Origin of the sequence: Brachybacterium tyrofermentans (assembly GCF_039526165.1) — a bacterium.
GTDB classification, from domain to species: domain Bacteria; phylum Actinomycetota; class Actinomycetes; order Actinomycetales; family Dermabacteraceae; genus Brachybacterium; species Brachybacterium tyrofermentans.
Genome location: NZ_BAAAIR010000050.1, coordinates 36,901 through 63,530, shown reverse-complemented (window position 1 = coordinate 63,530; position 26,630 = coordinate 36,901). Strand labels below are relative to the sequence as shown.

The following is a 26,630-nucleotide window of genomic DNA, read 5'->3' as shown; positions in this document are numbered from 1 at the left end:
ACATGCTCTCCGAGCTGGTGCCCGCAGCGATCGCCGGATTCCTCGCGCAGATGATCGACGGCGCCCTCGGGATGGGGTACGGCGTGACGTCCGCCTCGCTCCTGCTCGCGACCGGTATGGCGCCGGCCGTGGTCGCCGCGACGGTCAAGTTCGCCCAGCTGGGCACGACGCTCGCCTCGGGGGCGAGCCATTGGCGGGCGCGGAACGTCGACGCCCGGATCGTGGCGCGCCTCGCCGTCCCCGGCGGTCTCGGCGCCCTGGTCGGGGCGACCGTGCTGTCCTCGCTCCCGCTCGAGGCGGCAGCACCGGTGATGTCCGCCCTGCTGCTCGGTCTGGGCATCCTGGTCGTGATCCGCTTCGCCACCCGGCGCGAGCGGATGGACCCGCCGGATCCCGAGAGCCCGCGGGGACGCCTGCTGGTCCCCCTGGGTCTGGTCGGCGGGCTGGTCGATTCCACCGGTGGCGGCGGCTGGGGACCGGTGGTGACGTCGACGCTGCTGACCTCGGCGCGCACTGCGCCGCGCACCGTGATCGGCTCCGTCGCCGCCGCGGAGTTCGTGGTCACCGTCTGCGCGAGCATCGGGTTCGTCATGGGTCTCGGCCTCGGCGGCGTGTCCGTCGGGCTCGTCGTGGCTCTGATGATCGGAGGCGTCCTCGCCGCTCCGCTCGCGGCACGGCTGGCGGGCCGTCTGCCGGCGGGCATCCTGGGCGTCCTCGTCGGCAGCCTGATCATCACCCTGAACCTCGGGCCCACTCTCACCGCCGCTGCGGTGCCTCCCGCGGTGAGGCTCGCCGTGCAGCTCGGCGGGGCCCTGCTGTGCCTGCTGCTCCTCGCCGCGGCCCTGCGACGCCATCGGATCTCACGCCCCGGGTCCGCCGGGGACCCCCAGGACGCTGCGGACCCTGATTCCGCTGAGTCCTCGACGGAGGACAGCGCCCGCCCCCTCCCCGCGCCGATGCCCTGAGCGTCCTCGACCCCCTGCCCTGCCCTGCCCTGCCCTGCCCTGATCGAGAGTCCGTCATGACCTCTGCCCGCCCTGTCCTGGACGATGCCCTGTCCGCCTCCGTGCTCGAGCCGGGATCCGTCGCCCTCATCGGTGGGGCCCCGGCGCCCCGGACCTCATCACCGTGCGCGGCCTGACCCTGCTGCGGCAGGCCGACGTCGTGGTCGCGGACCGCCTGGGCCCCACCGGACTCACCGAGCAGCTCGGTGCAGGGGTCGAGGTGATCGACGTCGGCAAGCGACCGGGGGCGCACTCCCTGCGCCAGTCCGGCATCGAGGAGCTCCTCGTGTCGAAGGCGCTCGCGGGCAACCGGGTGGCCCGCCTCAAGGGCGGGGACCCCTTCGTGCTCGGCCGCGGGGGCGAGGAGGTGCTCGCCTGCCGCGCCGCCGGTGTCCCGGTCCAGGTCGTCCCGGGGGTGACCTCGTCGATCGCGGGGCCCGCGGCCGGGGGCGTCCCGGTGACCCAGCGCGGCAGCGCCGTCGCCCTGCACATCGTCAACGCCCACGGCGACCTCGGCCCGGCGGACCTCGCCGCACTGCGGGATCCCGGCACCACGACCGTGCTCATGATGGGCGTGGAGTGGCTGCCGCGGCTGGTCGCGCAGTCCCTCCTGAACGGCGTCGCCCCGTCCACCCCGGTCGCGATCGTGCAGAGCGCGACGCTGGCGGATCAGAAGGTGGTGCACGGGACCCTGTCCACCATCGTGCAGATCGCCGGCGACGCCGGGATCTCCCACCCCGCCGTGATCACCGTGGGCCGCACCGCCGCCGAGGGCTTCCTGGAGCCTGCGGTCCGCACCGACCCCGTCCGCGGTTCCGGCCGCGAGGCCCTGCCCCGCCCCGACGGGCTCCCACCTCGCACGAGCGTTCCGGCGCTGGTCGGCTGCGCCCACGGAACCCGCCTGCGCGCGGGCCGCGACGTGGTGCGGGCGATCCTGCGCCGGATCACGGAGCTCGTCCCCGAGGCGCCGGTGCGCGAGGCCTATGTCGACGTGCAGTCCCCCCAGGTGGCCGGGGTGGTCGCCGACCTGTCCTCCGTGGTCTCCGAGGTGCGCACCCGCGAGGGCGACGTCCCGCCCGATGTCGTGGTGGTCCCGCTGCTGCTCTCGACCGGAGTCCATGTCGGCCACGACATCGCGCACGCCGTCGCGGACCGCGACGCGGTCGCCGCGGGGCCGCTCGGTCCGGATCCTCGGTTGGCGGAGGTCATGGCGCAGCGGCTCGCGGAGGCCGGGGGCACGAGCGCGGATGCCGTGGTGATGGCGGCAGCGGGGACCCGGGACCCGGCCGGTCAGGCGATGGCCCGGGAGATGGGCCGTCTGCTCGCGGCGCGCCTCGGCCGCGAGGTGGGCGTGGGCTTCATCTCGGCCGCGACGCCCTCGGTGGCGGCGGCCGTCGACGATCGGCGCGCCGCGGGCGCGACCCGGGTCGCCGTCGCGACCTATCTGCTCGCCCCGGGGCAGTTCCACTCCCAGCTCGAGGGCTCCGGGGCGGACCTCGTCGCCGCGCCGCTCGGCGACCATCCCCTGATCGCCGAGATCGCCGTGGACCGGTACCGCACGATGCTCGGCGCCTGAGACGGCCCGGCACGCACGCGACGCCCGACCCCTCCCCGGGCCGGGCGTCGCGTGTCGTCGAGCAGGGCGGGTCAGTCCAGCGGTCGACGGGTGGCGCCGTAGGTCGCCGAGCGCACCAGGTGCGCGTAGACCTTCAGGGCCTGGGAGACCTCGCGATCACGGCTCGCGGGACGCCAGGGCAGGGGCCCCTTCGCCTCGCGACGGCGGTCGATCTCCTCCTGCGGGACGTCGAGCTCCAGCAGGCGCTTGTCGACGTCCATGATGATCCGGTCGCCGTCCTCGATGAGGCCGATCAGGCCGCCCTCGGCCGCCTCCGGGGAGATGTGACCGATGGAGACGCCGCTGGTTCCGCCGGAGAAGCGACCATCGGTGATCAGCGCGCAGGTCTTGCCCAGGCCGCGCCCCTTGAGGAACGAGGTCGGGTAGAGCATCTCCTGCATACCGGGGCCGCCCTGCGGCCCCTCGTAGCGGATCACCACGACGTCGCCGGCCTTCACCGTCTTGTCGAGGATCTTCTGGACGGCTTCCTCCTGCGAATCGCACACCACGGCGGAGCCCTCGAAGTGGAAGAGGTCCTCGGTGACGCCGGCGGTCTTGAACACGGCGCCGTCGCGGGCGAGGTTGCCCTTCAGGACGGCGAGGCCGCCGTCCTTGCTGTAGGCGTGCGGGACCGAGTGGACCACGCCGTTCTCGTCATCGGTGTCCAGCTCGTCCCAGGTGTTCGTGGTGGAGAAGGCCTGGGTGGTGCGCACGCCGCCGGGGGCGGCGTGGAACAGCGCCTCCGCCTTCTTCGAGGCCGTGCCGCTGCGGATGTCCCACTCGGCGAGCCAGCTGGAGAGGTCCGGCGAGTGCACGGTGTGGACGGTGTGGTCCAGCAGCCCGGCGCGGTCGAGCTCGCCGAGGATCGCGGGGATGCCGCCGGCGCGGTGGACGTCCTCGACGTGGGCGGTGCCGTTGGGGGCGACCTTGGACAGCGTGGGCACCAGGCGCGAGATGCGGTCGATGTCATCGAGGGTGAAGTCGGTCCCGGCCTCGATCGCGACGGCGAGGATGTGCAGGATCGTGTTGGTGGAGCCGCCCATCGCGACGTCCATGGCCATGGCATTGGAGAACGCCGCCTTGGTGGCGATCGACCGCGGCAGCACCGAGTCGTCGTCGTCCTCGTAGTAGCGCTTGGCGAGCTCCACGACCTTCCGCCCGGCCTCGAGGAAGAGCTCCCTGCGGAAGGCGTGGGTGGCGAGCGTGGTGCCGTTGCCGGGCAGGGACAGGCCCAGCACCTCGGTGAGGCAGTTCATCGAGTTCGCCGTGAACATGCCCGAGCAGGAGCCGCAGGTTGGGCAGGCGTTCTCCTCGACCTCCGCGAGCTGGGCGTCGGTGATCGCGTCGTTCGCGCTGAGCGACATCGCATCGACCAGATCGATGCGGTTCTCGGTGACCCCCTCGACGGGCTTCCCGGATTCCGAGGGGCCGCCGGAGACGAAGACGACGGGGATGTTCAGCCGCATCGCGGCCATCAGGTGGCCCGGGGTGATCTTGTCGCAGTTGGAGATGCACACCAGGGCGTCCGCCGTGTGGGCGTTGACCATGTACTCGATCGAGTCCGCGATGAGATCGCGGCTGGGCAGCGAGTAGAGCATGCCGCCGTGCCCCATGGCGATGCCGTCGTCCACGGCGATCGTGTTGAACTCCTTGGAGATGCCGCCGGCCTCCTCGATCGCGCTCGCGACGAGGTCCCCCATGTTCTTGAGGTGGACGTGGCCCGGCACGAACTGGGTGTACGAGTTCGCGATCGCGATGATCGGCTTGCCGAAATCTCCGCTCTTCATGCCGGTGGCGCGCCACAGGGCGCGGGCGCCGGCCATGTTGCGGCCGTGGGTCGAGGTGCGGGAACGAAGCTGAGGCATAGGGACATCTGATCACTCCGAGCGTCCTGGCACCAAGACGCCGTCACTACTAGTGGTGGAAGTGATAGTTTTCGCGACGGGGCGGCCGGACGACGGGACGACCCGACGACCCGACGACCCGACGACCCGACGACCCGACGACCCGACGACCCGACGACGAGGAGGCTGCATGACCGAGGGACCGCGTGCCGAGCTGGGCACGTTCCTGCGCCGACGCCGCAACGAGGTCGTGCGCGCCGACTACGACCTGCCGCCCGTCGGCCGCGGGCGCACCAAGGGACTGCGCCGGGAGGAGATCGCCTTCCTCTCCGGGGTGAGCGTCACCTGGTACACCTGGCTCGAACAGGGCCGGGACATCAACCCCTCCCGCCAGGTGATCGACGCCGTCGCCGTGAACCTGCGCCTGACCGAGGCGGAGCACGACTACGTGCTGGGTCTGGCCGGGTTCGCCCCTCCCCCGCGCCCGGTGCTCGCCGAACCGGCCCCGGTTCCCCCGCACGTGCAGCATCTGCTGGACGCCCTGGACCCGTCTCCGGCCTTCGCGCTCACGCCGCACTGGGACATCGCCGCCTGGAACCGGGCCTATGAGGGGCTCTTCCCCGCGGTCCGCGAGGCGGAGGCGACCCAGCGGAACCTGCTGCAGTTCATCTTCACCGATCCGTGGGTGCGCTCGATGCTCCCGGACTGGGAGCGCACCAGCCGGCAGTTCCTCGCCGAGTACCGCGCCGAGGCCGGCGGCCGGGCGGGCGGCCCCCAGCACGTGCGGCTGGTGGGTCATCTGCGGGCCGAGAGCGAGGAGTTCTCGCAGGCATGGGACGTCCACGAGGTGGAGCGCTTCGCCTCGCGGCGCCGGGAGTTCCTGCACCCCGTCGTGGGTCGGCTCGTGTTCGAGCAGGTCAACATCGTGCCCCAGGACGCGCCGGACCTCCACGTCGTCTCCTACCTCCCGCTGCCCGAGGGCGACACCCCCGCGGCGGCCGCGCGGCTCCTGGAGAGCTGAGCGCCGCCGCCCCGGACCTCAGGCAGGGACGGAGGTCCGGGCCACGGGGTTGGCCATGTCCCCGGCGAAGAGCAGCGAGGAGGCCTGGTCGCCGAGGTCGACCATTTGCAGGGTGTTGCGCAGCTGCAGCCGGTTCAGGCACGAGTGCGCGAAGGTGCCCGCGCGCAGGTCGACGTCCCCGGCGATCCCCCGCGCGAGGTCCGGATGGTCCGCCTCGTACCCGTCCAGGACTCCCGCCACGACCCTCCAGAAGTGGTCGGCGGGCAGCAGCCCATCGGCGTCGAGGATTCCCGCGAGGTGCCGCAGCACCCCGTCGAAGACGTCGGTGAAGATCGACAGGGCCTTGTCCTGGCCGGGGACCACCGCCCGCACCCGCTCCATCGCCACCGGCAGCGGGCGGTGTCCCAGCACCGCCATCTCCTCACCGATGTCCTTGAGGAATGCCCCGACCACCTGCTGCTCCCGCACTCGCAGGATGAGGTTCTCGCCGTGCGGCATGACCACCACGTCATGCGCGAGCAGCGCATGGACGAGGGGGCGGAGGTAGGCACGCAGGTACTGCTCCACCCAACCCTCCGCCGACAGCACCGAGGCGCGGATCATCGTGCTCGCGAGCGCCGTACCGTCGTGATCGCGGTGCAGGAGTGCCGCCATCGTGAAGGCCCGCTCCCCCGGCTCGAGCAGCGGCACGGGGCTCTCCCGCCACAGCGCCGCGAGCATCTTGCGATGGGGGTTCGTGGTCGGCGTCCGGTGGTAGATGTCCCCGGTGTAGCCCAGTGCTGCCCGCTCCCGCAGGACGCGGAAGCCTCCGCCGGCGAACTCGGGGTCGCCGTCCACGAGAGCGGCGAGCCAGTCGTTGATCGCGGGGGTGTCCCGCATGTACTGCGGCGAGAGGCCGCGCAGGAACCCCATGTTCTGGATCGCGAGGGCGACCTTCACATAGGGCGCCCCGGATCGCGTGCGGTTGAAGAAGGTGCGCAGGGACTGCTGGGGCTGCATCTCGTCGCCGCCCGACCCGAGGGGCACGAGGTCGCCGCGGGCGATGTCCGGGGCGAAGGTGATCGGCAGGCGATGCTCCGCCTGCCAGGGATGCAGGGGCAGCAGGTGGTAGTCCGACGGGTCCAGGCCCCGGCCGGCCAGACGGTCCGCGAAGGAGTCGCGCTCCTCGGACGAGAGGCTCCACCGGGCATGCGCGGCCTCGTCCAGGCCCTTGCCGAGGGACAGGGTGCTGCGCCCGGCGTGCACCGCGACCCACTGCAGGCGCGTACGCCGGCCCTGCTCGGGCGCGTAGGCACGGTAGTCGGGCAGGGAGAACCCGATGCGACCGTTGTTCGCGAGGAAGCCCGGGTGGCCCTCCGTCATGGCGGCCTCGACGTCCGGGAGGTCCGCCGTGAGCAGGCCCTCGGCCGACGGCCGCTCGCCGCGACGGGCCTCGTCGAGCGTCGCGCAGCGGGCGGCGAAGGTGGACGCGAGCTCCTCGAGGTAGGTGGAGAGCAGCTCGTCGGGGATCCCGAGCGGCTCCTGCTGCTCCAGGACGAGCGTCTGGACGTCGAGCGCCGTCGGGGCGCCGTCCTCGAGGCGCCGAATCGAGGCAGGGTCCACGAGCCAGTGCTCGAGCGGGAGCACCCGGGCCCGGAACTCGTAGCGTACGTCGGTGCCGGGGACTGCCAGGGCGAAGCGATCGTCGCCGAGCGCCTCGGGGGCGAGGACTCGTTCGTGGCTGAGCTCGGCGAGGGCCTTGGCGATCAGGTGCCGGTGGGCCCGCTCGGCTACGTCGGCGCGCAGATGGGACGTCGGGGCGACGGGAGCGCCGAGATGTGCGCGCTCCGCAGTCGCGTCGTCGGCTCCGGCGCCGCCCCGGAGTTCCTTGCGCTGCCGCCGGTCCCCGAGCGGGGAAGCCGCGAAGTCCGCCCGGGTGCAGATGCTCAGCACCGCGCGCTTCGTGCCCGATCCCTCGGGCAGTTCGACGGTGCGCAGCACGCGGAAACCGGCTGCGGCGTTCTTGGCGAGCACTGCGCTGTTGCGTTCGTCGGGTTCGACGACGATCCGGGCGGCGCCACGGTTCTCGAAGCACCAGCGCACGACGCCTGCCAGCACCGCGGCGGTGAGGCCGTGCTCGGTCGGGCCGTCCGGCGGCGCGATGAGGAGGTGCATGCCGAGATCGCCGGGTTCCGGATGCAGCACCCCGGCGGGCAGCAGTCGGGCGGGATCATAGGTCTCGACGTAGACGAGCGGGACCCCGTCCCGCAGGCCGATCCGGCCGTTCTCGTGCTCGGAGGCGGCGACGGCGTCGAGGTAGGCGCGCACCTGTGCGGGCGAATGGTCGACCATGCCCCAGAAACGGGCGCGCGGGGTGCTCAGCCAGCTGTGCAGCAGGCCGGTGTGGTCCGCAGGACGGAGCGGTTCGACGCTCAGGTCCAACGGGTCGTTCGGGTTCATCAGGTTCATGGGGACGCTCCTGGTCAGCGGGCGGCGGGGAGGCCGAAGGTCTGGAAGGCGATGCGACGCTCGATCGGATACGGCTCCCGCCCGGTGAGCGCGGCGAGGATCACGGAGGCGCGCAAGGTGCCGAAGCCGAGGTCAGGGGCGGTGACGCCGTGGGTGTGCTCCTCGCCGCCCAGCACATGGATCCGCTCCTCGCGGTCGACGGTGTAGTCGCGGGTGACGTCGAGCCGGCCCGCGTCGTCGTGGCGGATCCGGTCCCCGAGCGGTGCGAGCAGCTCCGTGGAGCGGGGCCGGTAGCCGGTCGCGGCGACCACGGCGCCGGTGCGATGCTCCGCGACCGAGCCCGTGAGCGGATGCTCGAGGTCCAGGACGATCCGTCCGCTCCCGGAGTCCCTGCGGGCGGCGCGGACGGCGGCTCCCGTGAGCAGGCTCGAGGGCACCTCCCGGCCCCCGGCGGAGAGGCGGTAGAGGAGCTCGTGGATCTCGTCGATCAGGTCCGCGCTGATGCCCTTGTGCAGGGCACGCTGCTCCCGCGCCAGGCGGTCGCGCGTCCCCTCGGGAAGGGAGCGGTGCAGGTCGGTGTACTCCGGCGAGGTCATCTCGAGGGTGAGCTTCGTGTACTCCATGGGGAAGAACCGCGGGGAACGGGTCACCCAGTCCACCCGCAGCCCGTCGGCCCCGCCCTCCTGGAGCAGGTCCCGATAGATCTCTGCGGCGGACTGCCCGCTGCCCACCACCGTCACGGATCCGGCGGCGAGCAGCTCGTCCTTCCGCCGGAGGTAGTCGGCGCTGTGCAGCACGGGGGCTGGGGCCTCGTCTGCTGGAGCACCACCGGCCGGGCCGATCAGCTCGGCGAGGGGCGGCGGAAGGTGCGGCGCGGTGCCGACGGCGAGAGCCACGTGGCGGCCGCGCAGGTGCTCGCAGCCGATCACAGCCCCGGTTGCATCGAGCACGGCGGCCGTGACGAGCAGGTGATCGCCCTCCTCCTCCACGGCGACCACCCGACGCCGCCAGCGCAGGCAGTCCAGCTGTGCGGCGACCCAGCGGCAGTACTCGTCGTACTCGCTGCGCAGCGGGTAGAAGGATTCCCGGATGTAGAAGGGGTAGAGCCTGCCGGTCTGCTTGAGGAAGGCGAGGAAGGAGTAGGGCGAGGTGGGATCCGCCATCGTCACGAGGTCCGCGAGGAAGGGGACCTGGAGGGTGGTGCCCTCGATCATCAGTCCCGGGTGCCAGGAGAACCTGTCGGCCTGGTCCAGGAACACGGCGTCGACGTCCGGCAGCGGGTCGGCAAGCGCAGCCAGTCCCAGCCCGAAGGGGCCGATCCCGATGCCGATGAGGTCGTGGATCTCCTCGTCGTGCACCGCGGGTTCCGGGCTCTCCGCCTCCGGCGTGGCCCGGGCGCTCATCGGTCCACCCCGGTCGCGGCGAGGCGGGTGCCGGCGAGGAGTCCGCGACCTGTGGCCCGCACGAGGTCGAGCACGGCGGCGATGTCGGTGAGCGTGGCCTCGGGATTGAGCAGGGTGAGCTTCAGGTAGCAGACGCCGTCGATCGTCGTGCGCGCCACCATGGCCCGGCCCGATTGGAAGAGGATCCGGCGGATGAGCGGCTGCAGCTCGTCGACCCGTGCATCGTCCAGGCCTGCGGGCTGGAAGCGGAAGACCACCGTGCTGAGATCCGTCGTGCCGAGCACGTGCAGGTCCGGGTCGTCCTCGAGCAGGCCGCGGACCTCCGCAGCGAGGTCGCAGACCCGGTCCACCATCCGCCCCAGCTCATCGGGCCCCAGCGCGCGCAGAGTGGTCCACAGCTTCAATGCGTCGAAACGTCGCGTGGTCTGCAGCGACTTGTCGACCTGATTGGGCTCGGCGTCGGCGGAGGCGGCCTCGGCAGCGGGATTGAGGTAGTCGGCGTGATGCGCGGCCGCGGCGAGGTCGGCCGGATCGCGCACGATCAGAGCGCTCGAGGAGACGGGCTGGAAGTAGGTCTTGTGGAAGTCGACCGTCACGGAATCGGCGCGTTCGATGCCCGCCAGCAGCTGGCGACGGGTACCGGAGACGAGCAGTCCGCCGCCGTACGCCGCGTCGACGTGCAGCCAGGCACCGTGCGTGCCGGTGGTGGCCGCGATCTCGGCGAGGGGATCGATCAGGCCCCGGTCGGTGGTCCCGGCGGTCGCGACGACGGCCATGACCGGCTCCCCGGACGCCTCGCAGCGGGTAAGGAGGACGTCCAGAGCGGTCGGGTCCATCCGGCCCTGCCCATCTGCGGCGACGATGCGCACGGCGTCCTCGGCGAGGCCGAGCAGCTCCGCGGAGCGGGAGACGGAGAAGTGGGCGGCCTCCGTGGTGAGAACACGCAGCCGGGGCAGGAGGTCCTCGCGGTCCGTCGTCGCCCTGCGCTCGGCGCGCCGTCGGGCGAGGAACAGCGCCTGGAGGTTCGACTGGGTGCCTCCCGAGGTGAACACGCCGTCCCCGGCGGCGAAGCCGATCCGGCGGCCGGTCCAGCGCACGAGTCGCTGCTCCATGAGGGTGGCGACGAGGGACTGGTCGTAGGTGTCCACGGAGGTGTTGATCGCCGCGAGCATCGCCTCGGCGGCGACCGCCGGCAGCACCACGGGACAGTTGAGGTGTGCCAGGTACGACGGGTGGTGGAACCAGACCGCGTGCTGGGCGTACAGCGCACCGGCCTCCTCCAGTGCGGCCGCGGCGCCGATCCCGGAGCCGTCCAGAGTCCGCTCCTCGACGAGTCTCTCCAACGCCGAGCGATCCGGTCCGACGGAGGGAGCGCGCACTGCACGGACGTGACCGGCGATGTCGTCGACGACGTGGTGCAGGAGGTCGGCGTACGCATCGGCGGTCCGCGCAGTCAGCAGGGATCCGACGCCTGGCGAGTCCGGGTCGTCCGTCTCGGTGGTGAGCGTGAGCAGCGAGTCCATGGGCAGGTGCCTCCCGGGGTCGAGCGGATCCAGCGGATCCAGCGGATCCACATCACTAAGGATTGCCTACCCTAATAACGCAACCCTCGTGGCGCGCAAATATGCAGGCGTCCGCATGAGAAGCACCACGAGACTCCGAGACCGGACAAAAGCCGTGGACAGCGCGGTCGTCAGCGTGCTGAGCGCCTCAGTGGAAACGCCATCGCATCAACAACTGCCTCCCCACAGTCTTTCCGCGGCGTCACGCCATGTACAGGCTTTTCACGCTGATTCCACTCGACGTCAGGACAGCGCAGATCCCCTGCCGGAACCGCGTCGGACACCCTTGTGTCGCGCACCTTGACCCCCGTGATCGGTCGTCCTCTGTCACGGCGGATCGTTGCCGACCAGTCCGTCGACCGCTTCGCGGATCACCGAGATCTGACCGGTGTGCAGGAGGTTCTCCTCGAGGATGTCCACCAGTCGGCGGCGAGGCCTCACGATGTGCCCGGGATCGCTGTGACGCTCCGCTTCTCGAGCACCGCCGCTGATCGGGCCCGGACGCACGACGGTCGGATTCCGAGCCCGGGGCGATGCCCCGGACCGGAATCCGACCGGTGTCGTGCTGTCCAGCGGTGACCTGCAGATCAGCCGGTGACGCCGAGCTTCTCCATGATGATCTCGCGCACGCGGCCGGCGTCGGCCTGACCACGGGTGGCCTTCATGATCGGGCCGATGAGGGCGCCGATGGCCTGGACCTTGCCGCCCTGGATCTTGGCGACCACGTCGGGGTTGTCGGCGATGGCCTGATCGACGGCGCCGGTGAGCACCGAGTCGTCGGAGACGACCGCGAGGCCCTCCTTCTCGACGATCGCGGCCGGGTCGCCCTCGCCCGCGAGGACCTTGGTGAGGACCTGCTTGGCGATCTTGTCGTTGATCTTCTTCCCGTCGACCAGGCCCTGCAGCTCGGCGATCTGGGCCGGGGTGACGGCCAGCTCGTCCAGCTCGGACTCCTGCTCGCGCGCGACACGGGCCAGCTCGCCCATCCACCACTTGCGGGCGCTCTGCGCGCTCGCTCCGGCGGCGACGGTCGACTCGATCAGATCCAGGGCGTCGGCGTTGATGACGTCGCGCATCTCGAGGTCGGTGAAGCCCCAGTCGCCGAGAAGACGGCGCCGACGGGCGGCGGGCAGCTCCGGAAGGCTGGTGCGGATCTCCTCGACCCACTCCCGGCTCGGAGCGACCGGCACCAGATCGGGCTCGGGGAAGTAGCGGTAGTCCTCGGCGTCGGACTTCGGACGGCCCGAGGAGGTGCCGCCGGTGTCCTCGTGGAAGTGGCGGGTCTCCTGGATGATCTTCTGCCCGGCGTCGAGCACGCCCGCCTGGCGGGAGATCTCGTAGCGGACCGTGCGCTCGATCGAACGGAACGAGTTCACGTTCTTCGTCTCGGTGCGGGTGCCGAGCTCCGCCTCGGGGCTGTCCCGCAGCGACACGTTGATGTCGGCGCGCACGTTGCCGCGCTCCATCTTCGCCTCGGAGATCTCCAGAGCCCGGAAGATGTCACGCAGGGTGCGCACGTAGGCCGCGGCGACCTCGGGGGCGCGCCCCTTGGTGTTCGGGATCGGCTTGGTGACGATCTCGACCAGCGGCACGCCGGCGCGGTTGTAGTCCACCTGCGAGTGGGTCGCGCCGTGGATGCGCCCGGTGGACCCGCCGACGTGGGTGTTCTTGCCGGCGTCCTCCTCCATGTGGGCACGCTCGATCTCCACGCGGATGATCTCGCCGTCCTCCAGCTCGACGTCGACCCAGCCCTCGTAGGCGATCGGCTCGTCGTACTGGGAGGTCTGGAAGTTCTTCGTGAGGTCCGGGTAGAAGTACTGCTTGCGCGAGAACCGGCAGGTCTCGGCGATCGAGCAGTTCAGCGCCAGGCCGATCTTGATCGCGTACTCGACGGCCTTGTGGTTCACGACCGGCAGCGCGCCGGGAAGGCCCAGCGAGGTGGGGGTGATCGCTGTGTTCGGCTCGGCCGCGAAGATGTTCGGCGCACCGTCGAACATCTTGGTGGCGGTGCCCAGCTCGACGTGGACCTCGATGCCGAGCACGGGATCGAAGCGCGAGATGGCCTCGTCGTAGTCGACGAGGTCGATGGTCGATGCAGTCATCACTTCGCTCCGTTCATGAGCTCGGGCGCCTTGGCCAGCAGCGGGCCGCCCCAGGAGTCCTCGAGCAGCGCCTCCAGGGCGCCGCCCACGCGGTACAGGCGCTCGTCGGCCCGGGCCGGGGCGAGGAACTGGATGCCGGCGGGGAGGCCGTCCTCGGCCAGGCCGCTGGGGATCGAGATGCCCGGGGTCCCGGCGAGGTTCGCAGGGATGGTGGCGATGTCGTTCATGTACATCGCCATCGGATCGTCGACCTTCTCGCCGAGGCGGAAGGCGACGGTCGGGGAGGTCGGCGAGGCGAGCACGTCGACCTGCTCGAAGGCGGCGGCGAAGTCGCGCTGCACGAGCGTGCGCACCTTCTGGGCGCTGCCGTAGTAGGCGTCGAAGTAGCCGGCGGACAGGGCGTAGGTGCCCAGCAGGATGCGGCGCTTGACCTCGTCGCCGAAGCCGGCCCCGCGGGTCGCCTTCATGACGTTCTCGGCGGTCGGGTGGTCCTCGGGGACCACGCGCAGGCCGAAGCGCATGCCGTCGAACTTCGCGAGGTTCGAGGAGGCCTCCGAGGGCATGATCAGGTAGTACGCGCCCAGCGCGTACCGGAAGTTCGGGCACTTCACGCGCACGATCTCCGCGCCGGCGCGCTCGAGCTGCTCGAGCGACTCGGTGAAGCGATCCTGCACCTCGGGGGCGAAGCCCTCCCCCTCGAGCTCCTCGATGACGCCCACGCGCAGGCCCTTGACGTCCTTGCTGCGGGCGGCCGCGGTGAAGGCGCCGACGGGATCGGTGAGGGAGGTCGAGTCATGCGGATCGTGACCGGCGATGAGCTCGTGCAGCAGCGCCGAGTCCTCGACGGTGCGGGTCACGGGGCCGGCCTGGTCCAGCGAGCTGGCCATGGCGATCAGCCCGTAGCGGGAGACGGAGCCGTAGGTGGGCTTCACGCCCACGGTGCCGGTGACAGCGCCGGGCTGACGGATCGAGCCGCCGGTGTCGGTGCCGATCGCGAGCGGGGCCTCATAGGCGCCCACGGCCGCGGCGGAGCCACCGCCGGAGCCGCCGGGGATCCGGTCCCGGTCCCAGGGGTTGCGGGTGGGTCCGTAGGCGCTGGTCTCCGTCGAGGAGCCCATCGCGAACTCGTCCATGTTGGTCTTGCCGAGGATCGGCAGGCCTGCCGTGCGCAGCGCGCTGACCAGGGTGGCGTCGTAGGGCGGGATCCAGCCCTCGAGGATCTTGGAGCCCGCCGTGGTGGGCTGCCCCTGCGTGACCACGACATCCTTGACGGCGATGGGCACACCGGCGAGGCCGTGCAGCTCCTCGCCGGCGGCGCGGCGGGAGTCGACCTCACGGGCGGAGCTCAGCGCCTCCTCGGTGTTGACGTGGAGGAAGGCGTTCAGGTCGCCGTCGACCGCGGTGATGCGGTCGAGGTGGGCGCGGGTGAGCTCCTCGGAGGAGATCTCCCCGGCGGCCAGCGCGGCGGCCTGAGCGGCGGCGCTGGTCCGGATGATGTCGTGCTGAGTGGCGTCGGTCATCGATTCACTCCTCTCCCAGGATCTGCGGGACGGCGAAACGGCCGTCCTGCGCCTCAGGAGCGCCGGCGAGCGCCTGCTCCTGGGTCAGGGTGGTCTCGACGACGTCCTCACGGAAGACGTTCGTCATGGCAATGGGGTGGGACGTCGCGGGTACATCCTCGGTGGCGACCTCGGACACGGAGGCGACAGCGTCCATGATGGAGTCGAACTCGCCGGCGAAGCGGTCGATCTCCTCATCGGTGAGCTGGATCCGTGCGAGGTCGGCGAGGCGTGCGACGTCATCTCGTCCGATCGAAGGCATGTGGGTCATTCTAGGCGCGGTCCGTGGGCGGGGCGCCCACCCGGTAGTGATACGCGCCGCGGGAGGCGAACCCGAGGCCCCGATACAGGGCCGACGCCGCAGCGTTGTCCGTCTCGACCTCGAGCAGCGCGAGGCTCGCGCCTTGCACGGCGGCGATCGCCAGCAGGGTCTGGGACACGGCCCGACCGAGTCCCTCACGGCGGCGCTGCGGGTGCACCGCGATCATGTTCAGCACCGCGGCGGTCCCCTTCCCCGCCTCCACGAGCGCGGCGCGGCCGACGGCGATCGGCGTCCCGGCGGCGAGCCCGTCGTCGCTGTCGCTGCTGTCGCCGTCGGCCCTCAGGACGACCTGCACCGAGGGGGTCCCGGCGAGGATGTCGTGCATCGTCGCGCGGGCGTCGTCCCCCTCGCGGGGGGCGAGGGACCAGGCGGCGTCGAACCAGACCTCGTCCAGCGCCCCGGTACGGATCTCGGCCGAGGGGTGCGGGACGGCGGAGAGGGATCCGGTCAGCGGGAGCTCGAGCAGCTCGCTGTGTCCGGTGCTGTCATATCCGCGCGCAGCGAGGAGGTCATCGAGCTGGTCGGGTCCGTGGACGTCGAGGATGCGGAAGCTCGCGCTCTCCCCCGTCATCGCGACGAGCCCCTCGATCCGTTCGACCGCCGCGAGGAGGGCGCCGACCTTCGAGGGGGCGTCCACCGCGACCGCACTGTTGGCGCGGCGGGTGATGCCCCGGGAGCGCAGCAGGGCGAAGCCGTCCACGTCGAGTCGCTGCAAGGGCCTCCAGCCGGCGATCAGCGCCTCGACGAGGCGATAGCCGCTCAGAGGTCGGGAGGCTCCCGCCCCGGAGGATCGCGCTGTGGATCCCTTCGAGGAGCGGGACGGGGAACGGGAGGAGGTGCTGCGTCGGGATGAGCTCACCCGGTCGATCGTAGCGACCGCCCCGGTAGACTTCCGCCCATCAGCAGAGGTCCCCGCGGGCGATGCACGCCGGGACGATCCCCGTAGGAAGGTGCCGCCATGTCCGTGGACCCGAACGTCGACCATCACGCCCATGATCCCGAGGACGACGACGCACGCTCGGACGATCCGGCGCTCCGCGAGGCGCAGGAGCTCGAGGCCAAGATGCGCCGCGCCCTGGCCACGAAGGAGGACCCGTTGCGTGATGACGAGTCCACCTCGGCGCGGCTGCGCCGTCTGGACGCCGAGGGTGCGGCCGAGGGCACGGAGAACAGCACGGACCACGGGGAGACCTCCGCCTCCTGATCGACCGCGCTCCGATCCCGCGCCCCCGTTCAGTCGGTCCCGGTCGACTGCCCCGTGACGCTCGAGACCGGTCGGCTCGGGGCACGGGTGCTCATCGCCGCGGATCCGGTGGCGGCATCAGCAGGAAAGGCAGGTACAGCACGCCCCCGAGGTTGTAGGGGAAGGTGATCCGCATGATCGCCTTGATCCCCCAGTGCATCGAGAAGGCGCCCGCGGAGAACAGCCACCCCAGTCGACGGTCCAGCACCGCCAGCGGCGCCCCGACCTCGACGATCAGGGAGACCACGGCCATCGCCGTGAACAGCTGCCGGTACGGGTAGAGACGCCGGGCGAGCGGTGACCCCTGCTCTCCCAGCATCTCCTTGCGCAGGGCATCGAAGGCGACCTGACCCCGCATCGTGCCGCCGTCGACCCATGACGCCCCGGCACCGCCGGTGAACTTGGCGATGCCTGCCAGCAGATAGGTCACCGCGACCGCGGAGTTCATCACCGTCGGCGTCACCCCGTACATCCAGGAGCGCCGCGGAGGCAGCAGGGCGCGGTCCCGCACCAGCGCGTCGACGCTGAGCGCATCGGCGGCCGGCGCCACCCCGAGCACCATCGTGTGCAGCACCATCGTGTTCTCGTGATGGAAGACCATCGACCAGGAGTTGCGATACGCGAAGTTCCAGGTCTGCAGGGCCGCATGCACAGGACCCACCACCGGGTGGGCGACCCCCGCGGTGAACAGCGCGCCGGTGACCAGGGACGCGTCGACGAGCCGGTCGGCGATGACCGGCGGCAGGGGCGTGCGCAGGATCCGCGCCGGACCGACGGGATCGAAGCTCGCCGCATCGGTGCGGTGCACCCCGAAGTAGAGCTTCCTGCGGCGGCCGACATGCCAGAGGTGATAGCCGCCGACGGCGATCCGCAGCACCGCCGGGGTCGAGGCTGCAGCGGTCGGGGCCAGGTGCCGGCGGGCCGTGGTGGCCGCGGTGACCGCGGTGGTGGCGATCGTGCGCAGCGCGCCGGTGAGGGTGCTGCCGATGACAGTGCTGCCGATCATCGTCCCGACACCTCCGCGGATCCGCGCACGTCGAGTCTGGAGGTGTACTCATCACGGTTCCTGCTGGTCATGAACGGATCGACGAGATAGCGGCCGCGCACGATGTGCACCCGCACCACTGTCCGATCCGCGACCCGATCCCGGGAGCCGACGAGAGCGGCGGCGCGCTCGGCCAGCAGCTGGCCGTCACCGGCGCGCACACGGCGACGCACCTGCCGGCGCACGGCATTGAGGCCCCCTGTCCCCAGGTAGGAGTAGTGCAGCGGCCCCATGGAGCCGTCCGCCCGCTCGCCGAGCAGATGGGTCACCCAGTAGAACGATGCCCGCTTCGCGGAGAACATCGGGTAGTGGCTGAAGGGGAACGAGTCGCGCACCTCCTCCGTCCGGCCGAGGCGGCGCGCGGGGAGGGCCACCGCGGTCAGCAGCAGCCCCGTCATCACCCCGGCGATCACGCGGGTCGCCGCCGTGTCGGCGATCGACGCGCCCGGCGACGACGCCCCCCAGTGGTTCCGGATAGCGGCTTCTGTGCTCATGACCCGCACGGTAGAGCGCCGTGATGAGACCCGAGCGAGCGAGGATGAGAGGTCCATGAGAGTCCTCTCAGACTGCCCTGGACGTCTCCACTCCGGTCCCTGCGGCCCGCGACTCCGGCGGAGATCGACCGGTCCTCCCCACCCGTTGTCCGTCCACACCCCGGGGAGGGGTCCACGAAGGTCGGCACCAGTTGCCACACTGGGGGCATGGACTCCTCCTCTCCGACGACCTCTCCCGCCCTCGCCACCGACCGTTCCGCTCTGCGGGCCGAGGCCCAGGAGGCGCTGCAGGCCCTGACCGGCCGGGCCGACGCTGATTTCCACGACGGTCAGTTCGAGGCGATCGCGGCACTCGTCGAGGAGCGCCGACGGGTCCTGGTGGTCCAGCGCACCGGCTGGGGGAAGTCCGCGGTGTACTTCCTCGCGGCCCTGCTCCAGCGGCGACGGGGCTCCGGTCCCGCGCTGATCATCTCCCCGCTCATCGCCCTGATGCGTGACCAGGTGGCGGCCGCCCGTCGCGCCGGGGTGCGGGCCGAGGCCATCAGCTCGGCCAATCCCACGCAGTGGTCCGATATCGAGAGCGCCCTGGACACCGACGAGCTCGACGTGCTCCTCGTCTCCCCCGAACGGCTGGTCAACCCACGCTTCCGGGCCGAGCAGATGCCACGGCTGATCGAGCGCTGCGGGCTCCTGGTCATCGACGAGGCGCACTGCATCTCCGACTGGGGGCACGACTTCCGCCCCGACTATCGCCGACTGCGCGACCTGGTCGCCGAGCTCGGGGACCAGGTCCCGGTGCTGGCCACGACCGCGACGGCCAACTCCCGCGTGGTGGCCGATGTCGCCGAGCAGCTGGGGGTGCAGACCGATGGCGCCGCCCCGGTGCTGACCCTGCGCGGCACCCTGACCCGTGACTCGCTGCGTCTGGGCTGCCTGACCCTGCCCGATGACCGAGCCCGCCTGGAGTACCTCGCCCGGTATCTCGACGATCTGCCGGGCTCGGGGATCATCTACACCCTCACGGTCTCGGCGGCGGAGGACCTCGCCGATCTCCTGAACCGGCCGGGCCGCCGCGTGGTCGCCTATACCGGCCGCACCGACTCCGAGGAGCGCGCAGAGCTCGAACAGGCCCTCAAGGACAACGAGGTCAAGGCCCTCGCCGCGACCAGCGCGCTCGGGATGGGCTTCGACAAGCCGGACCTGGGATTCGTCGTGCATCTGGGAGCTCCCAGCTCCCCGGTGGCCTATTACCAGCAGGTGGGCCGTGCGGGTCGTGCCACCGATACTGCGGACGTCCTGCTCCTGCCCGGCCGCGAGGACCGAGCGATCTGGGAGTACTTCGCCACCGCCTCCATGCCCGCCCAGGCCGATGCGGACGCCGTGCTCGCCGAGCTCGGCGCGTCCGGGTCACCGCTGTCCACGCCCGCCCTCGAGGCGCGCGTGGACGTCAAGCGCAGCGCCCTCGAGCTGCTGCTCAAGGTGCTCGCCGTCGAGGGCGCGGTCGACTCGGTGCGCGGCGGCTGGGTCTCCACCGGGGCGGCGTGGGCCTATGACGCCCCTCGCTACGAGAACGTCGCCCGTGCGCGCCGCGAGGAGCAGCAGGCCATGCTCGACTACGAGAGCCTGCAGCCCGGCGATCCGCAGCAGTGCCGGATGATGTTCCTCGCCCGCCAGCTCGACGACGGGACGGCGACCCCCTGCGGTCGCTGCGACGTCTGCACCGACCCCTGGTACCCGGTGCCGGGATCGGCCCCGGCACCTCGCACCAGGTCGCACGAGGGAGCACCGGCTGCGGGCGACGGCTCCGACGCCCCCGGCACAGTCCCCGCGGACCACGGTGACGACAACGCCTCCCGGGAGGCCGTCTCCCGCCTGCTGGATCGGGTCGGGGTCCCGGTCGATCCGCGCAAGCAGTGGCCGCAGGGACTGGACCGCGTGGGCGTTACCTCGGAGTCCGGGGGCCCGGTGCGCGGCAACATTCCGCCCGGGGAGCGGCTGGAGGAAGGCCGGGCCCTCGCCCGCATGTCGGACCTGGGCTGGGCGGTGCCGCTGCGGAACCTGCTCACGGTCGATGAGCAGGGTCGGCGCGTGGATGCGGCCCTCACCCCGGCGATCGCGAACCGGGTCGTCGAGGTCCTCACCGACTGGGACTGGCAGCGGCGTCCCGCCGCGGTGCTCGCCGTGCCCTCCATGACCCGGCCCGGTCTGGTGCGCGACCTGGGCGCCGGCATCGCTCGGATCGGGAAGATGCAGGACCTCGGTCAGCTCGGGCTCTCCCCCGGCGCGACCCCGCAGCGAGGAGCCCGCAACAGCGCGTTCCGGGTCGCCGCTCTCTGGGACCGCTTCACCATCCCTCCGGAGCTCGCCGAGCAGATCGCCGCGCTCGACGGCGCCCCGATCCTGCTGGTCGACGACGAGATCGACACCCGCTGGACGATGACCATCGCGGGGCGCCTGCTGCGCCGGTCAGGGTCCGGGCCCGTGCTGCCGCTGGCCCTCGCCCTGGTCAGCTGAGGGGCTGAGAGCCTGAGAGGCTGAGAGGCCTAGCAGGGCGCGACAGCCGTCAGCTGTAGTCGCCCTGCTTGACCGCGAACACCGGGCGGTCACCCTCCTTCTCCTTGAGGCACCACAGCAGGTCCGGCCCGTCGTCGTCCTCCCAGTAGCTCAGGGACTCCCCCCAGGAGACCCACGGGTTCGAGATCATCGCCCCCGAGCCGGACCAGTGGTGCAGCGTCTTGTTGTGGGAGTCGTTGAACCACCAGCGGCCGTTATGTGAGGCCACGCCGTTGAGGTAGTGCACCGGGACATCGAGCGCCTCGGTCGCCGTGGTCGTCCCGGCGAACGTGTGCTTCCCCTCCGCGAAGGGGAAGCGCACGGCGCGCGTGGGCCCTTCGGGGTAGTCCCCGTCGCAGTCCACACAGCGGTACTCGGTCATGACGATCGATCGGCTCACGCGATCCAGGGAGAGCGTGGACCACACCAGCTTCTCCGTGTCGCCCGCGACCTCCGAGCTGATCGTCCCGACCTGCGGCAGCACGTAGGCGTAGTTGTGCGCGTAGAAGGTGTCCCCCTCCCTGCCGATCTGGTCCTTGGTCCCGCCGGTGTCGGTGGTGACGATCCTGCTCATGTCGAACACCCTCATGCCCGAGCCGGTGTCCGCGACGTAGAGCAGATCCCCGTACCAGGCGATCCCGCCGACGTGGATCTTCACGTCCTCGAAGCTCGGCTCGGCCGCGGTGCCGTTGGGCTCGACCAGCAGGATCCGCCGATAGGAGTTCGGATGATTCGCATCCCAGTCGATGAGGTTGATGTGGCTGCCCGTGGGCGACGTGTTGTAGAAGCTGACGGCGATCACCTGTCGCCCGTCGTACCGGCCGTTGCCCGCTGTGCCGACGGAGTCGCGACTGGTGGTGATCCCCTGCGGGGCGACATCGGGATCGTTCTCGTCGCTCGAGGCGAAGCGGAAGCCGTGCACCTGGTTGTCCAGGACCCGCGCCTCGGTGCGGTCGTGGTTGGCGTTGTCCATGACCTCGCTGACACTCGCCGACCCGGCCTGCTCCAGCAGCGCCTCGACCCGCGTCGTGTACTCGCTGTAGTCGGCCGTGAGGGTGAAGACCGTCGGATCGAGCGCGCTCGGGGCTGCGGCCTGAGCGGATTCGGCCTGGGCGGGAGCGGCCAGTGCTCCGCCGGACGCGGTGAGAGCTCCGAGGAGGCCGGCCCCACGCAGCACGGCACGTCGGTCGATGCCGTGTGTCCCCTGGCCGGACTCGTCGGGGGTCATGGACGATTCGGGATTCCGGATGCTCATGGTCGAGCAGCCTTCCTGTCGGGTGCGTTGTGGCGCGCACCACGCTCCCACGGCTGCTGAGGGATGTCGAGGGACCCGACGAGCTCTGCCGTCAGGCGTCGCCAACCTCGCCCGCTTCGCCCGCTTCCCCGGCCTCGGCTTCAGCATCGGGGACCGCGTCGGCCCCGCCCTCGAGCAGCGCGACGAACCCGGCCTCGTCGAGGATCCGCAGCCCGAGGTCACGGGCCTTGGTCTCCTTGGTGCCGGCGTTCTCCCCCACCACCACGAAATCCGTCTTCTTCGAGACCGATCCCGAGGCCTTGCCGCCGCGGGAGATGATGGCCTCCTTCGCGCCGTCCCGGCTGAAGCCCTCCAGCCCGCCCGTGACCACGATGGTCAGACCCTCGAGGGTCCTCACGAAACCGTCCTCGACGTCATCGACCATCCGGACCCCGGAGGCCGCCCACCCGTCGACGAGCGCTCGGTGCCAGTCCACCTCGAACCACTCGATCACGGCCTCGGCGATGATCGGCCCCAGCCCGTCGGTGTCGGCGAGCTGCTCGATGCTGGCCTCCCGGATCGCGTCCATGGAGCCGTAGGCGGTGGCGAGAGACCGCGCGGCGGTCGGCCCCACATGCCGGATCGACAGCGCCACGAGCACCCGCCACAGCGGGCGGCCCTTCGCCTTCTCCAGCTCCGAGATGAGCGTCTCGGTGGTCTTCAGCACCGAGGGGGTCTTCTGCTGCTTCCAGGCTCCCTCGCGCTTGTAGTGCTTGAACTGCGGGCGCGACCAGAACGCGGGCTGGATCCGCCAGTCCCCCGTCGGCTCGCCGTCACGGCGCTCGGGCTGCCAGACGACCACGTCCCGCAGCGCCTCGGCGGTGAGGTCGAACAGGCCGTCCCCCGTGGTGACCACGGGTTCCTGCAGGTCGGGCAGCAGCGGATCCTCCGCGGTGGTGATGCGCAGCAGCGGCACCCCGTCGGTGCCCTGGGTGATCTCACCGTTCTTGAGCACCACGAAGTTCTCGAGCTCCGCCTCCGAGGCCTCGCGGATCGGCAGGTGGATGCTGTGCCCGGAGCTCAGCGCGGCGAGCGCCTCGCTGCGTCGCTTGTCCGGATCGGTGAGAGCGATCGCGGATTCCTCGCCGAGCGCTTCGATGTCGAAGCCGCCGCGGGAGGCGGCATGCTCGACGCGGCCCGTGACCTGGGCGGGGCAGTCCTTCTGGTTCGGGCAGCGCCAGTCCTTGTCCCCCTCCTTCTCAGGGCGGATGGTGGTGCCGCACGCCGGGCACTGCGTGGGCATCACGAAGGGGCGCTCGCTGCCATCGCGCAGCGATTCCACCGGGCCGAGGATCTCCGGGATCACGTCGCCGGCCTTGCGCAGCACGATGGTGTCGCCGATCAGCACGCCCTTGCGCTCCACGTCGAACTGGTTGTGGAGCGTGGCCTTCTCGACGGTGGAGCCGGCGACCTTCACCGGTTCCATCACGCCGAAGGGGGTCACTCGCCCGGTGCGTCCCACCTGCACCTGGATGTCCACGAGCTTCGTGGTGACCTCCTCGGGCGGGAACTTGAACGCCGTCGCCCAGCGCGGGGCGCGCGAGGTGGCGCCCAGCGCCCGCTGCTGTGCGAAGGAGTCCACCTTGATGACGATGCCGTCGATCTCGTGCTCGAGATCGTGGCGGCGCTCCCCATAGCGCTCGACATAGGCCACGACGTCGTCCGTCGTTCCGACCACCTCCATGTAGCGGCTCGTGGGCAGACCCCACGACGCCAGCAGCTCGTACACCTCGCTCTGGGAGCCGACGGGCGGGTCCGGCCACGCTCCGAGGCCGTGCACGGTCAGGCGCAGCGACGTCAGCCGGGCGTCGCCGGCCTCGCGCTCGAGTCCCGTCTTCTTCTCGAGCTGCTGGCGCAGACCGCCCGCCGCGGAGTTGCGAGGATTGGCGAAGGTCGGGAAGCGGCGAGTCGCGGCGAGCCGCTCCTTCTCCTCGTCGAAGGCTCGTCGGCCCGAGGCCTGCCGGGACTCCCAGCGGGAGAGGTTCTCGGCGACCGCGCGCTCGCGCAGCTCGACCTGGAGCTCGTTGAGGCGCGTGAAGTCCTGGGTCGGCATGAACACCTCGCCGCGCACCTCGACCAGCGCGGGGTGGCCGCTCCCGGACAGGGTCTGCGGGATGCCGTCGATCTGCAGGGCGTTGACGGTGACGTCCTCGCCGGTACGGCCATCACCGCGCGTCGCGGCGGTCACCAGCTCGCCGTTCTCGTAGCGGAGGTTGATCGCCAGGCCGTCGATCTTCAGCTCGGTGAGCCAGTGGACCTCCTGGCCGAGCTCTGCCGCAGCGTGCGCGCACCAGTCACGCAGCTCCTGGAGGGAGAAGACGTTGTCGAGACTGAGCATCCGTTCCGCATGGACGATCTCCTCCAAGCCGCTGGCGACCACGCCATGGACGGTCTGCGTCGGAGAGTCCGGTCTGGCCAGCTGAGGGTTCTGCTCCTCGAGCTCCCTCAGCTCCCGCTCGAGCGCGTCGTACTCGGCGTCCGCGAGGGTCGGGGCGTCGTGGAGGTAGTAGTCCTCGATCGCCTTCTCGATCTGCGCCGTCAGCTCCGCGATGCGCTGCTGCGGCTCGACGGCATCGCTCGCGGGCTGCTCAGCGGCTGCCGTGCTCGGGGTGTGCTGCGGGTTCTGGGTGTCCTGCTCGTCCTGACTCACCAGGACATTGTGACGCACCGGCCGGACATCGCCCAGCAGGGAGCCCCGCGCCTCACCGGCCGCCGTCCGACGGGCTCGGTGGGTCGAACAGCTCCAGGGTCCGTGGCGAGGTCAAGACCAGGGTCAGCTCGAGACCCGCTCGGCCCAGCTCGGCGCCACGCGCAGGAGCCCCTCGATCGCGCCCTCGTCCAGCAGCGTGGAGAGCTCGGGCTGGGTCGAGGGGTCGATGCGACCGGTGTGGACCTCGTGGGAGACGCCGGTGTTCGCGAGCAGGGTGCAGCCAGCGGCTTCGGCGTCGCTGTAGCCCAGACGGTTCCAGATCCCCAGGAGCCTCTCGAGCTCCGGGTCCAGCTTCCCGCCCGGCCGCGGATCCACGACGATCTCGAAGCTGCAGCCGGCGTCGCGCGCCTCGGCGACACCCTCCCACAGCGCGCGGCCGTCCGGGGTCTCCAGGGTCGGCATGCGGCGCGGGCCGAGAGTCATCCGACGCACCCCGGCATCCTGGGCTGCGCGCAGCAGCTCGAGGTTCGCCCCGGCGCCGAGGGTGATCATCCCCGGCTCGAGTCCGCCGTCCTCCAGGGCGACGACCAGACTGCGCCAGAGCATCCCGATCTCGGGAGCCGGAACCGCCGGATAATTGCGTCTGCCCGACGGCGTGGAGATGCGCCCGGCGTGCACGCCGGCGACGGCGTCCTCGCGCAGCAGCAGATGGGGACGGGCCCCGGGGACGCGCTCGCGCAGCTCCGCAAGATGGTCGAGGAGCCCCTCGGCCAGCAGCAGCGGGAGGTCGCGCACCGCGCCACGGTCGGCGAGGGTCCGCTCCCCCGAGTTGAGGAAGGTGGCACCGGCCAGGGATATGGGCCCCAGCGCGGTCGTCATCAACGGGCCCTCGTAGCCGAGCAGGGCGATGCGTGCCGCGTCCAGCAGACGGGCGCGCAGCTCACGGGCGTGCTGCCAGGCCCGACCCATGCCCGGGCCCAGTCGCCATCCGTAGCTGACGAGATCGCCGGTGGTCTCGGCGAGCAGGGCGAGGGTGGCCGGCAGCAGATGGTCCGTCTCATCGGTGCCGAGCGCCGCGGGCAGGTAGAGCCTGGTGGCGATCTGCTCCTCGACGTCGTCCCCGAGCAGCGACCGCAGCCGCATCAGCGCAGCCAGGTGCGGGTCGTCGGGCAGCCCCAGGCGGGCAGCCTCCAGGGGTGTGGGGGCACGGAAGGTGCCGTCCCCCGTCAGGGTCACCAGGGGTGTCATGCGCGTCGCTCCAGGGTCGCAGCGGCGATCACGCGGTCACCGTCGTACAGGACGAGGGTCTGACCGGGCGCGACGCCGCGGATCGGGGTGTCGAGGCCTACTCGCAGGCTCGGGCTGGGGGCCGGGTCCGCGGTGGCGGCCGAGGACTCCGAGGCATCCGCTGAGGGCTCCGAGGCCTCGGCAGACGCCGCCGGGACCTCGAGGATCCGGGCCGGGGTGGCCTCGCCGTGCGCACGGATCTGGGCGTGCACCTCGCGGCCCGCGCTCAACGGTTCGAAGGAGACCACGTCGGTGGCGATCAGCTCACGGGTGGAGAGCAGCTCCGCGGCGCCGACGACGACCTGCCGGGAGGACGGATCGATGTCGACGACGTAGCGCGGGGCCCCGTCGGCCGCCGGCTGCTGGATGCCCAGCCCCTTGCGCTGGCCGATCGTGAAGCCGTGGGTGCCGCGGTGCGTACCGATCACGGCGCCGCTGTCGTCGAGGATCTCCCCGGGGTCCGCCCCGAGGTTGCGCTCGAGGAAGCCCCGGGTGTCGCCATCGGCGACGAAGCAGATGTCGTAGCTGTCGGGCTTGGTCGAGACGCCGAGGCCGCGCTTGCGGGCCTCCTCGCGCACCTCGTCCTTGGTCTCGTACTCTCCGAGCGGGAAGAGGGAACGGCCCACGGCCTCCGGGCCCATCACGGCCAGGACATAGGACTGGTCCTTGGCCATGTTCCGGGAACGGTGCAGGGAGGGCGTGCCCGAGGGTCCATCGGTGCGGATCGAGGCGTAGTGCCCGGTGCAGACGGCGTCGAAGCCGAGCAGCGTGGCGCGTTCCATGAGCGAGGCGAACTTGATGCGCTCGTTGCAGCGCACGCAGGGGTTGGGCGTGCGCCCGGCGGCGTATTCGCTCAGGAAGTCCTCGACGACCAGGTCGTGGAAGTCGTCCGAGAGGTCCCAGACGTAGTACGGGATCCCGATGCGATCTGCCGCCCGGCGAGCATCCGAGGCATCCTCGACGGTGCAGCAGCCCCGCGAGCCGGTGCGCCGCTGATCGCGGTTCTTGGACAGGGCCATATGGACGCCGACGACCTCATGGCCCGCCTCCGCCGCCCGGGCTGCAGCCACCGCCGAATCGACTCCGCCGCTCATCGCCGCCAGCACCTTCATCGCCGCGCCCCCTTCCTCACCGTCATACGCCATCTGCTGGATCGTCGTGATCCCGGCAGCTGGTGAGCACCA

At 71.4% G+C, this 26,630-nt stretch carries 19 protein-coding genes; 5 read left to right on the top strand and 14 right to left on the bottom strand.

Annotated elements, in window-relative coordinates; all coding sequences use genetic code 11:
• The first annotated feature begins 2 nt into the window (after nucleotides 1–2).
• Both ABD093_RS17450 and cobA read left to right on the top strand, forming a co-directional pair.
• Nucleotides 3–965 (top strand): sulfite exporter TauE/SafE family protein, encoded by a 963-nt coding sequence (locus ABD093_RS17450; protein WP_343926110.1) that lies wholly within the window; start codon nucleotides 3–5, stop codon nucleotides 963–965.
• 163 nt (nucleotides 966–1,128) lie between these two features.
• Complete coding sequence (gene cobA, locus ABD093_RS17445) at nucleotides 1,129–2,580, top strand: uroporphyrinogen-III C-methyltransferase (RefSeq protein ID WP_343926108.1); 1,452 nt, start codon at nucleotides 1,129–1,131, stop codon at nucleotides 2,578–2,580.
• A gap of 71 nt (nucleotides 2,581–2,651) precedes the next feature.
• Here cobA and ilvD read toward each other — a convergent pair whose 3' ends face one another.
• Nucleotides 2,652–4,484 (bottom strand): dihydroxy-acid dehydratase, encoded by a 1,833-nt coding sequence (gene ilvD, locus ABD093_RS17440; RefSeq protein ID WP_343926106.1) that lies wholly within the window; start codon nucleotides 4,482–4,484, stop codon nucleotides 2,652–2,654.
• 169 nt (nucleotides 4,485–4,653) lie between these two features.
• On the opposite strand from ilvD, the gene ABD093_RS17435 reads away from it, so the two are divergent.
• Nucleotides 4,654–5,484 carry a helix-turn-helix transcriptional regulator gene (locus ABD093_RS17435; RefSeq protein WP_193116039.1) on the top strand — a complete coding sequence of 277 codons (831 nt, stop codon included), beginning with the start codon at nucleotides 4,654–4,656 and terminating at the stop codon, nucleotides 5,482–5,484.
• An 18-nt stretch (nucleotides 5,485–5,502) separates the two neighbouring features.
• Here the strand turns inward: ABD093_RS17435 and ABD093_RS17430 are convergent, their stop codons facing one another.
• The 7 genes from ABD093_RS17430 to ABD093_RS17400 form a co-directional block, all read right to left on the bottom strand.
• Nucleotides 5,503–7,932 carry a GNAT family N-acetyltransferase gene (locus ABD093_RS17430; protein WP_343926104.1) on the bottom strand — a complete coding sequence of 810 codons (2,430 nt, stop codon included), beginning with the start codon at nucleotides 7,930–7,932 and terminating at the stop codon, nucleotides 5,503–5,505.
• Nucleotides 7,933–7,946: 14 nt separating this feature from the next.
• The gene (locus ABD093_RS17425) at nucleotides 7,947–9,335 is read right to left on the bottom strand and encodes a lysine N(6)-hydroxylase/L-ornithine N(5)-oxygenase family protein (protein ID WP_193116041.1); all 1,389 of its coding nucleotides are present in this window, start codon (nucleotides 9,333–9,335) and stop codon (nucleotides 7,947–7,949) included.
• Nucleotides 9,332–10,858 carry a pyridoxal phosphate-dependent decarboxylase family protein gene (locus ABD093_RS17420; RefSeq protein WP_193116042.1) on the bottom strand — a complete coding sequence of 509 codons (1,527 nt, stop codon included), beginning with the start codon at nucleotides 10,856–10,858 and terminating at the stop codon, nucleotides 9,332–9,334. Before ABD093_RS17420 ends, ABD093_RS17425 begins: the two co-directional genes overlap by 4 nt.
• 626 nt (nucleotides 10,859–11,484) lie before the next feature.
• Nucleotides 11,485–12,999 carry an Asp-tRNA(Asn)/Glu-tRNA(Gln) amidotransferase subunit GatB gene (gene gatB / locus ABD093_RS17415; RefSeq protein WP_343926102.1) on the bottom strand — a complete coding sequence of 505 codons (1,515 nt, stop codon included), beginning with the start codon at nucleotides 12,997–12,999 and terminating at the stop codon, nucleotides 11,485–11,487.
• A complete protein-coding gene (gene gatA, locus ABD093_RS17410; protein WP_343926100.1) occupies nucleotides 12,999–14,519 on the bottom strand; it encodes an Asp-tRNA(Asn)/Glu-tRNA(Gln) amidotransferase subunit GatA in 1,521 nt (506 codons plus the stop codon). The genes gatB and gatA overlap by 1 nt, the downstream gene beginning before the upstream one ends.
• A gap of 4 nt (nucleotides 14,520–14,523) precedes the next feature.
• Entirely contained in the window at nucleotides 14,524–14,820 is a 297-nt protein-coding gene (gene gatC, locus ABD093_RS17405) for an Asp-tRNA(Asn)/Glu-tRNA(Gln) amidotransferase subunit GatC (protein WP_193116046.1), read from the bottom strand.
• A gap of 10 nt (nucleotides 14,821–14,830) precedes the next feature.
• Nucleotides 14,831–15,739 carry a GNAT family N-acetyltransferase gene (locus ABD093_RS17400; protein WP_343926097.1) on the bottom strand — a complete coding sequence of 303 codons (909 nt, stop codon included), beginning with the start codon at nucleotides 15,737–15,739 and terminating at the stop codon, nucleotides 14,831–14,833.
• Between the two features lie 99 nt (nucleotides 15,740–15,838).
• Here ABD093_RS17400 and ABD093_RS17395 point away from each other — a divergent pair, with 99 nt between their 5' ends.
• Complete coding sequence (locus ABD093_RS17395; protein WP_343926095.1) at nucleotides 15,839–16,084, top strand: hypothetical protein; 246 nt, start codon at nucleotides 15,839–15,841, stop codon at nucleotides 16,082–16,084.
• 91 nt (nucleotides 16,085–16,175) lie between these two features.
• Here the strand turns inward: ABD093_RS17395 and ABD093_RS17390 are convergent, their stop codons facing one another.
• Nucleotides 16,176–17,129, bottom strand: a complete 954-nt coding sequence (locus ABD093_RS17390) for a hypothetical protein (protein WP_343926093.1) — start codon at nucleotides 17,127–17,129, stop codon at nucleotides 16,176–16,178.
• The gene (locus ABD093_RS17385; protein WP_343926091.1) at nucleotides 17,126–17,662 is read right to left on the bottom strand and encodes a hypothetical protein; all 537 of its coding nucleotides are present in this window, start codon (nucleotides 17,660–17,662) and stop codon (nucleotides 17,126–17,128) included. Before ABD093_RS17385 ends, ABD093_RS17390 begins: the two co-directional genes overlap by 4 nt.
• 207 nt (nucleotides 17,663–17,869) lie before the next feature.
• On the opposite strand from ABD093_RS17385, the gene ABD093_RS17380 reads away from it, so the two are divergent.
• A complete protein-coding gene (locus ABD093_RS17380) occupies nucleotides 17,870–20,176 on the top strand; it encodes a RecQ family ATP-dependent DNA helicase (RefSeq protein WP_343926089.1) in 2,307 nt (768 codons plus the stop codon).
• A 49-nt stretch (nucleotides 20,177–20,225) separates the two neighbouring features.
• Here ABD093_RS17380 and ABD093_RS17375 read toward each other — a convergent pair whose 3' ends face one another.
• The 4 genes from ABD093_RS17375 to mnmA form a co-directional block, all read right to left on the bottom strand.
• Nucleotides 20,226–21,470 carry a hypothetical protein gene (locus ABD093_RS17375; protein ID WP_343926087.1) on the bottom strand — a complete coding sequence of 415 codons (1,245 nt, stop codon included), beginning with the start codon at nucleotides 21,468–21,470 and terminating at the stop codon, nucleotides 20,226–20,228.
• A gap of 91 nt (nucleotides 21,471–21,561) precedes the next feature.
• On the bottom strand, nucleotides 21,562–24,159 hold the full coding sequence (gene ligA / locus ABD093_RS17370; RefSeq protein WP_377802497.1) for an NAD-dependent DNA ligase LigA: 2,598 nt from the start codon (nucleotides 24,157–24,159) through the stop codon (nucleotides 21,562–21,564).
• A 123-nt stretch (nucleotides 24,160–24,282) separates the two neighbouring features.
• Nucleotides 24,283–25,407: a hypothetical protein gene (locus tag ABD093_RS17365; RefSeq protein WP_343926086.1), complete on the bottom strand. Its 1,125-nt coding sequence runs from the start codon at nucleotides 25,405–25,407 to the stop codon at nucleotides 24,283–24,285.
• Nucleotides 25,404–26,558 carry a tRNA 2-thiouridine(34) synthase MnmA gene (gene mnmA, locus ABD093_RS17360; protein ID WP_343926252.1) on the bottom strand — a complete coding sequence of 385 codons (1,155 nt, stop codon included), beginning with the start codon at nucleotides 26,556–26,558 and terminating at the stop codon, nucleotides 25,404–25,406. Before mnmA ends, ABD093_RS17365 begins: the two co-directional genes overlap by 4 nt.
• Nucleotides 26,559–26,630: the final 72 nt, after the last annotated feature.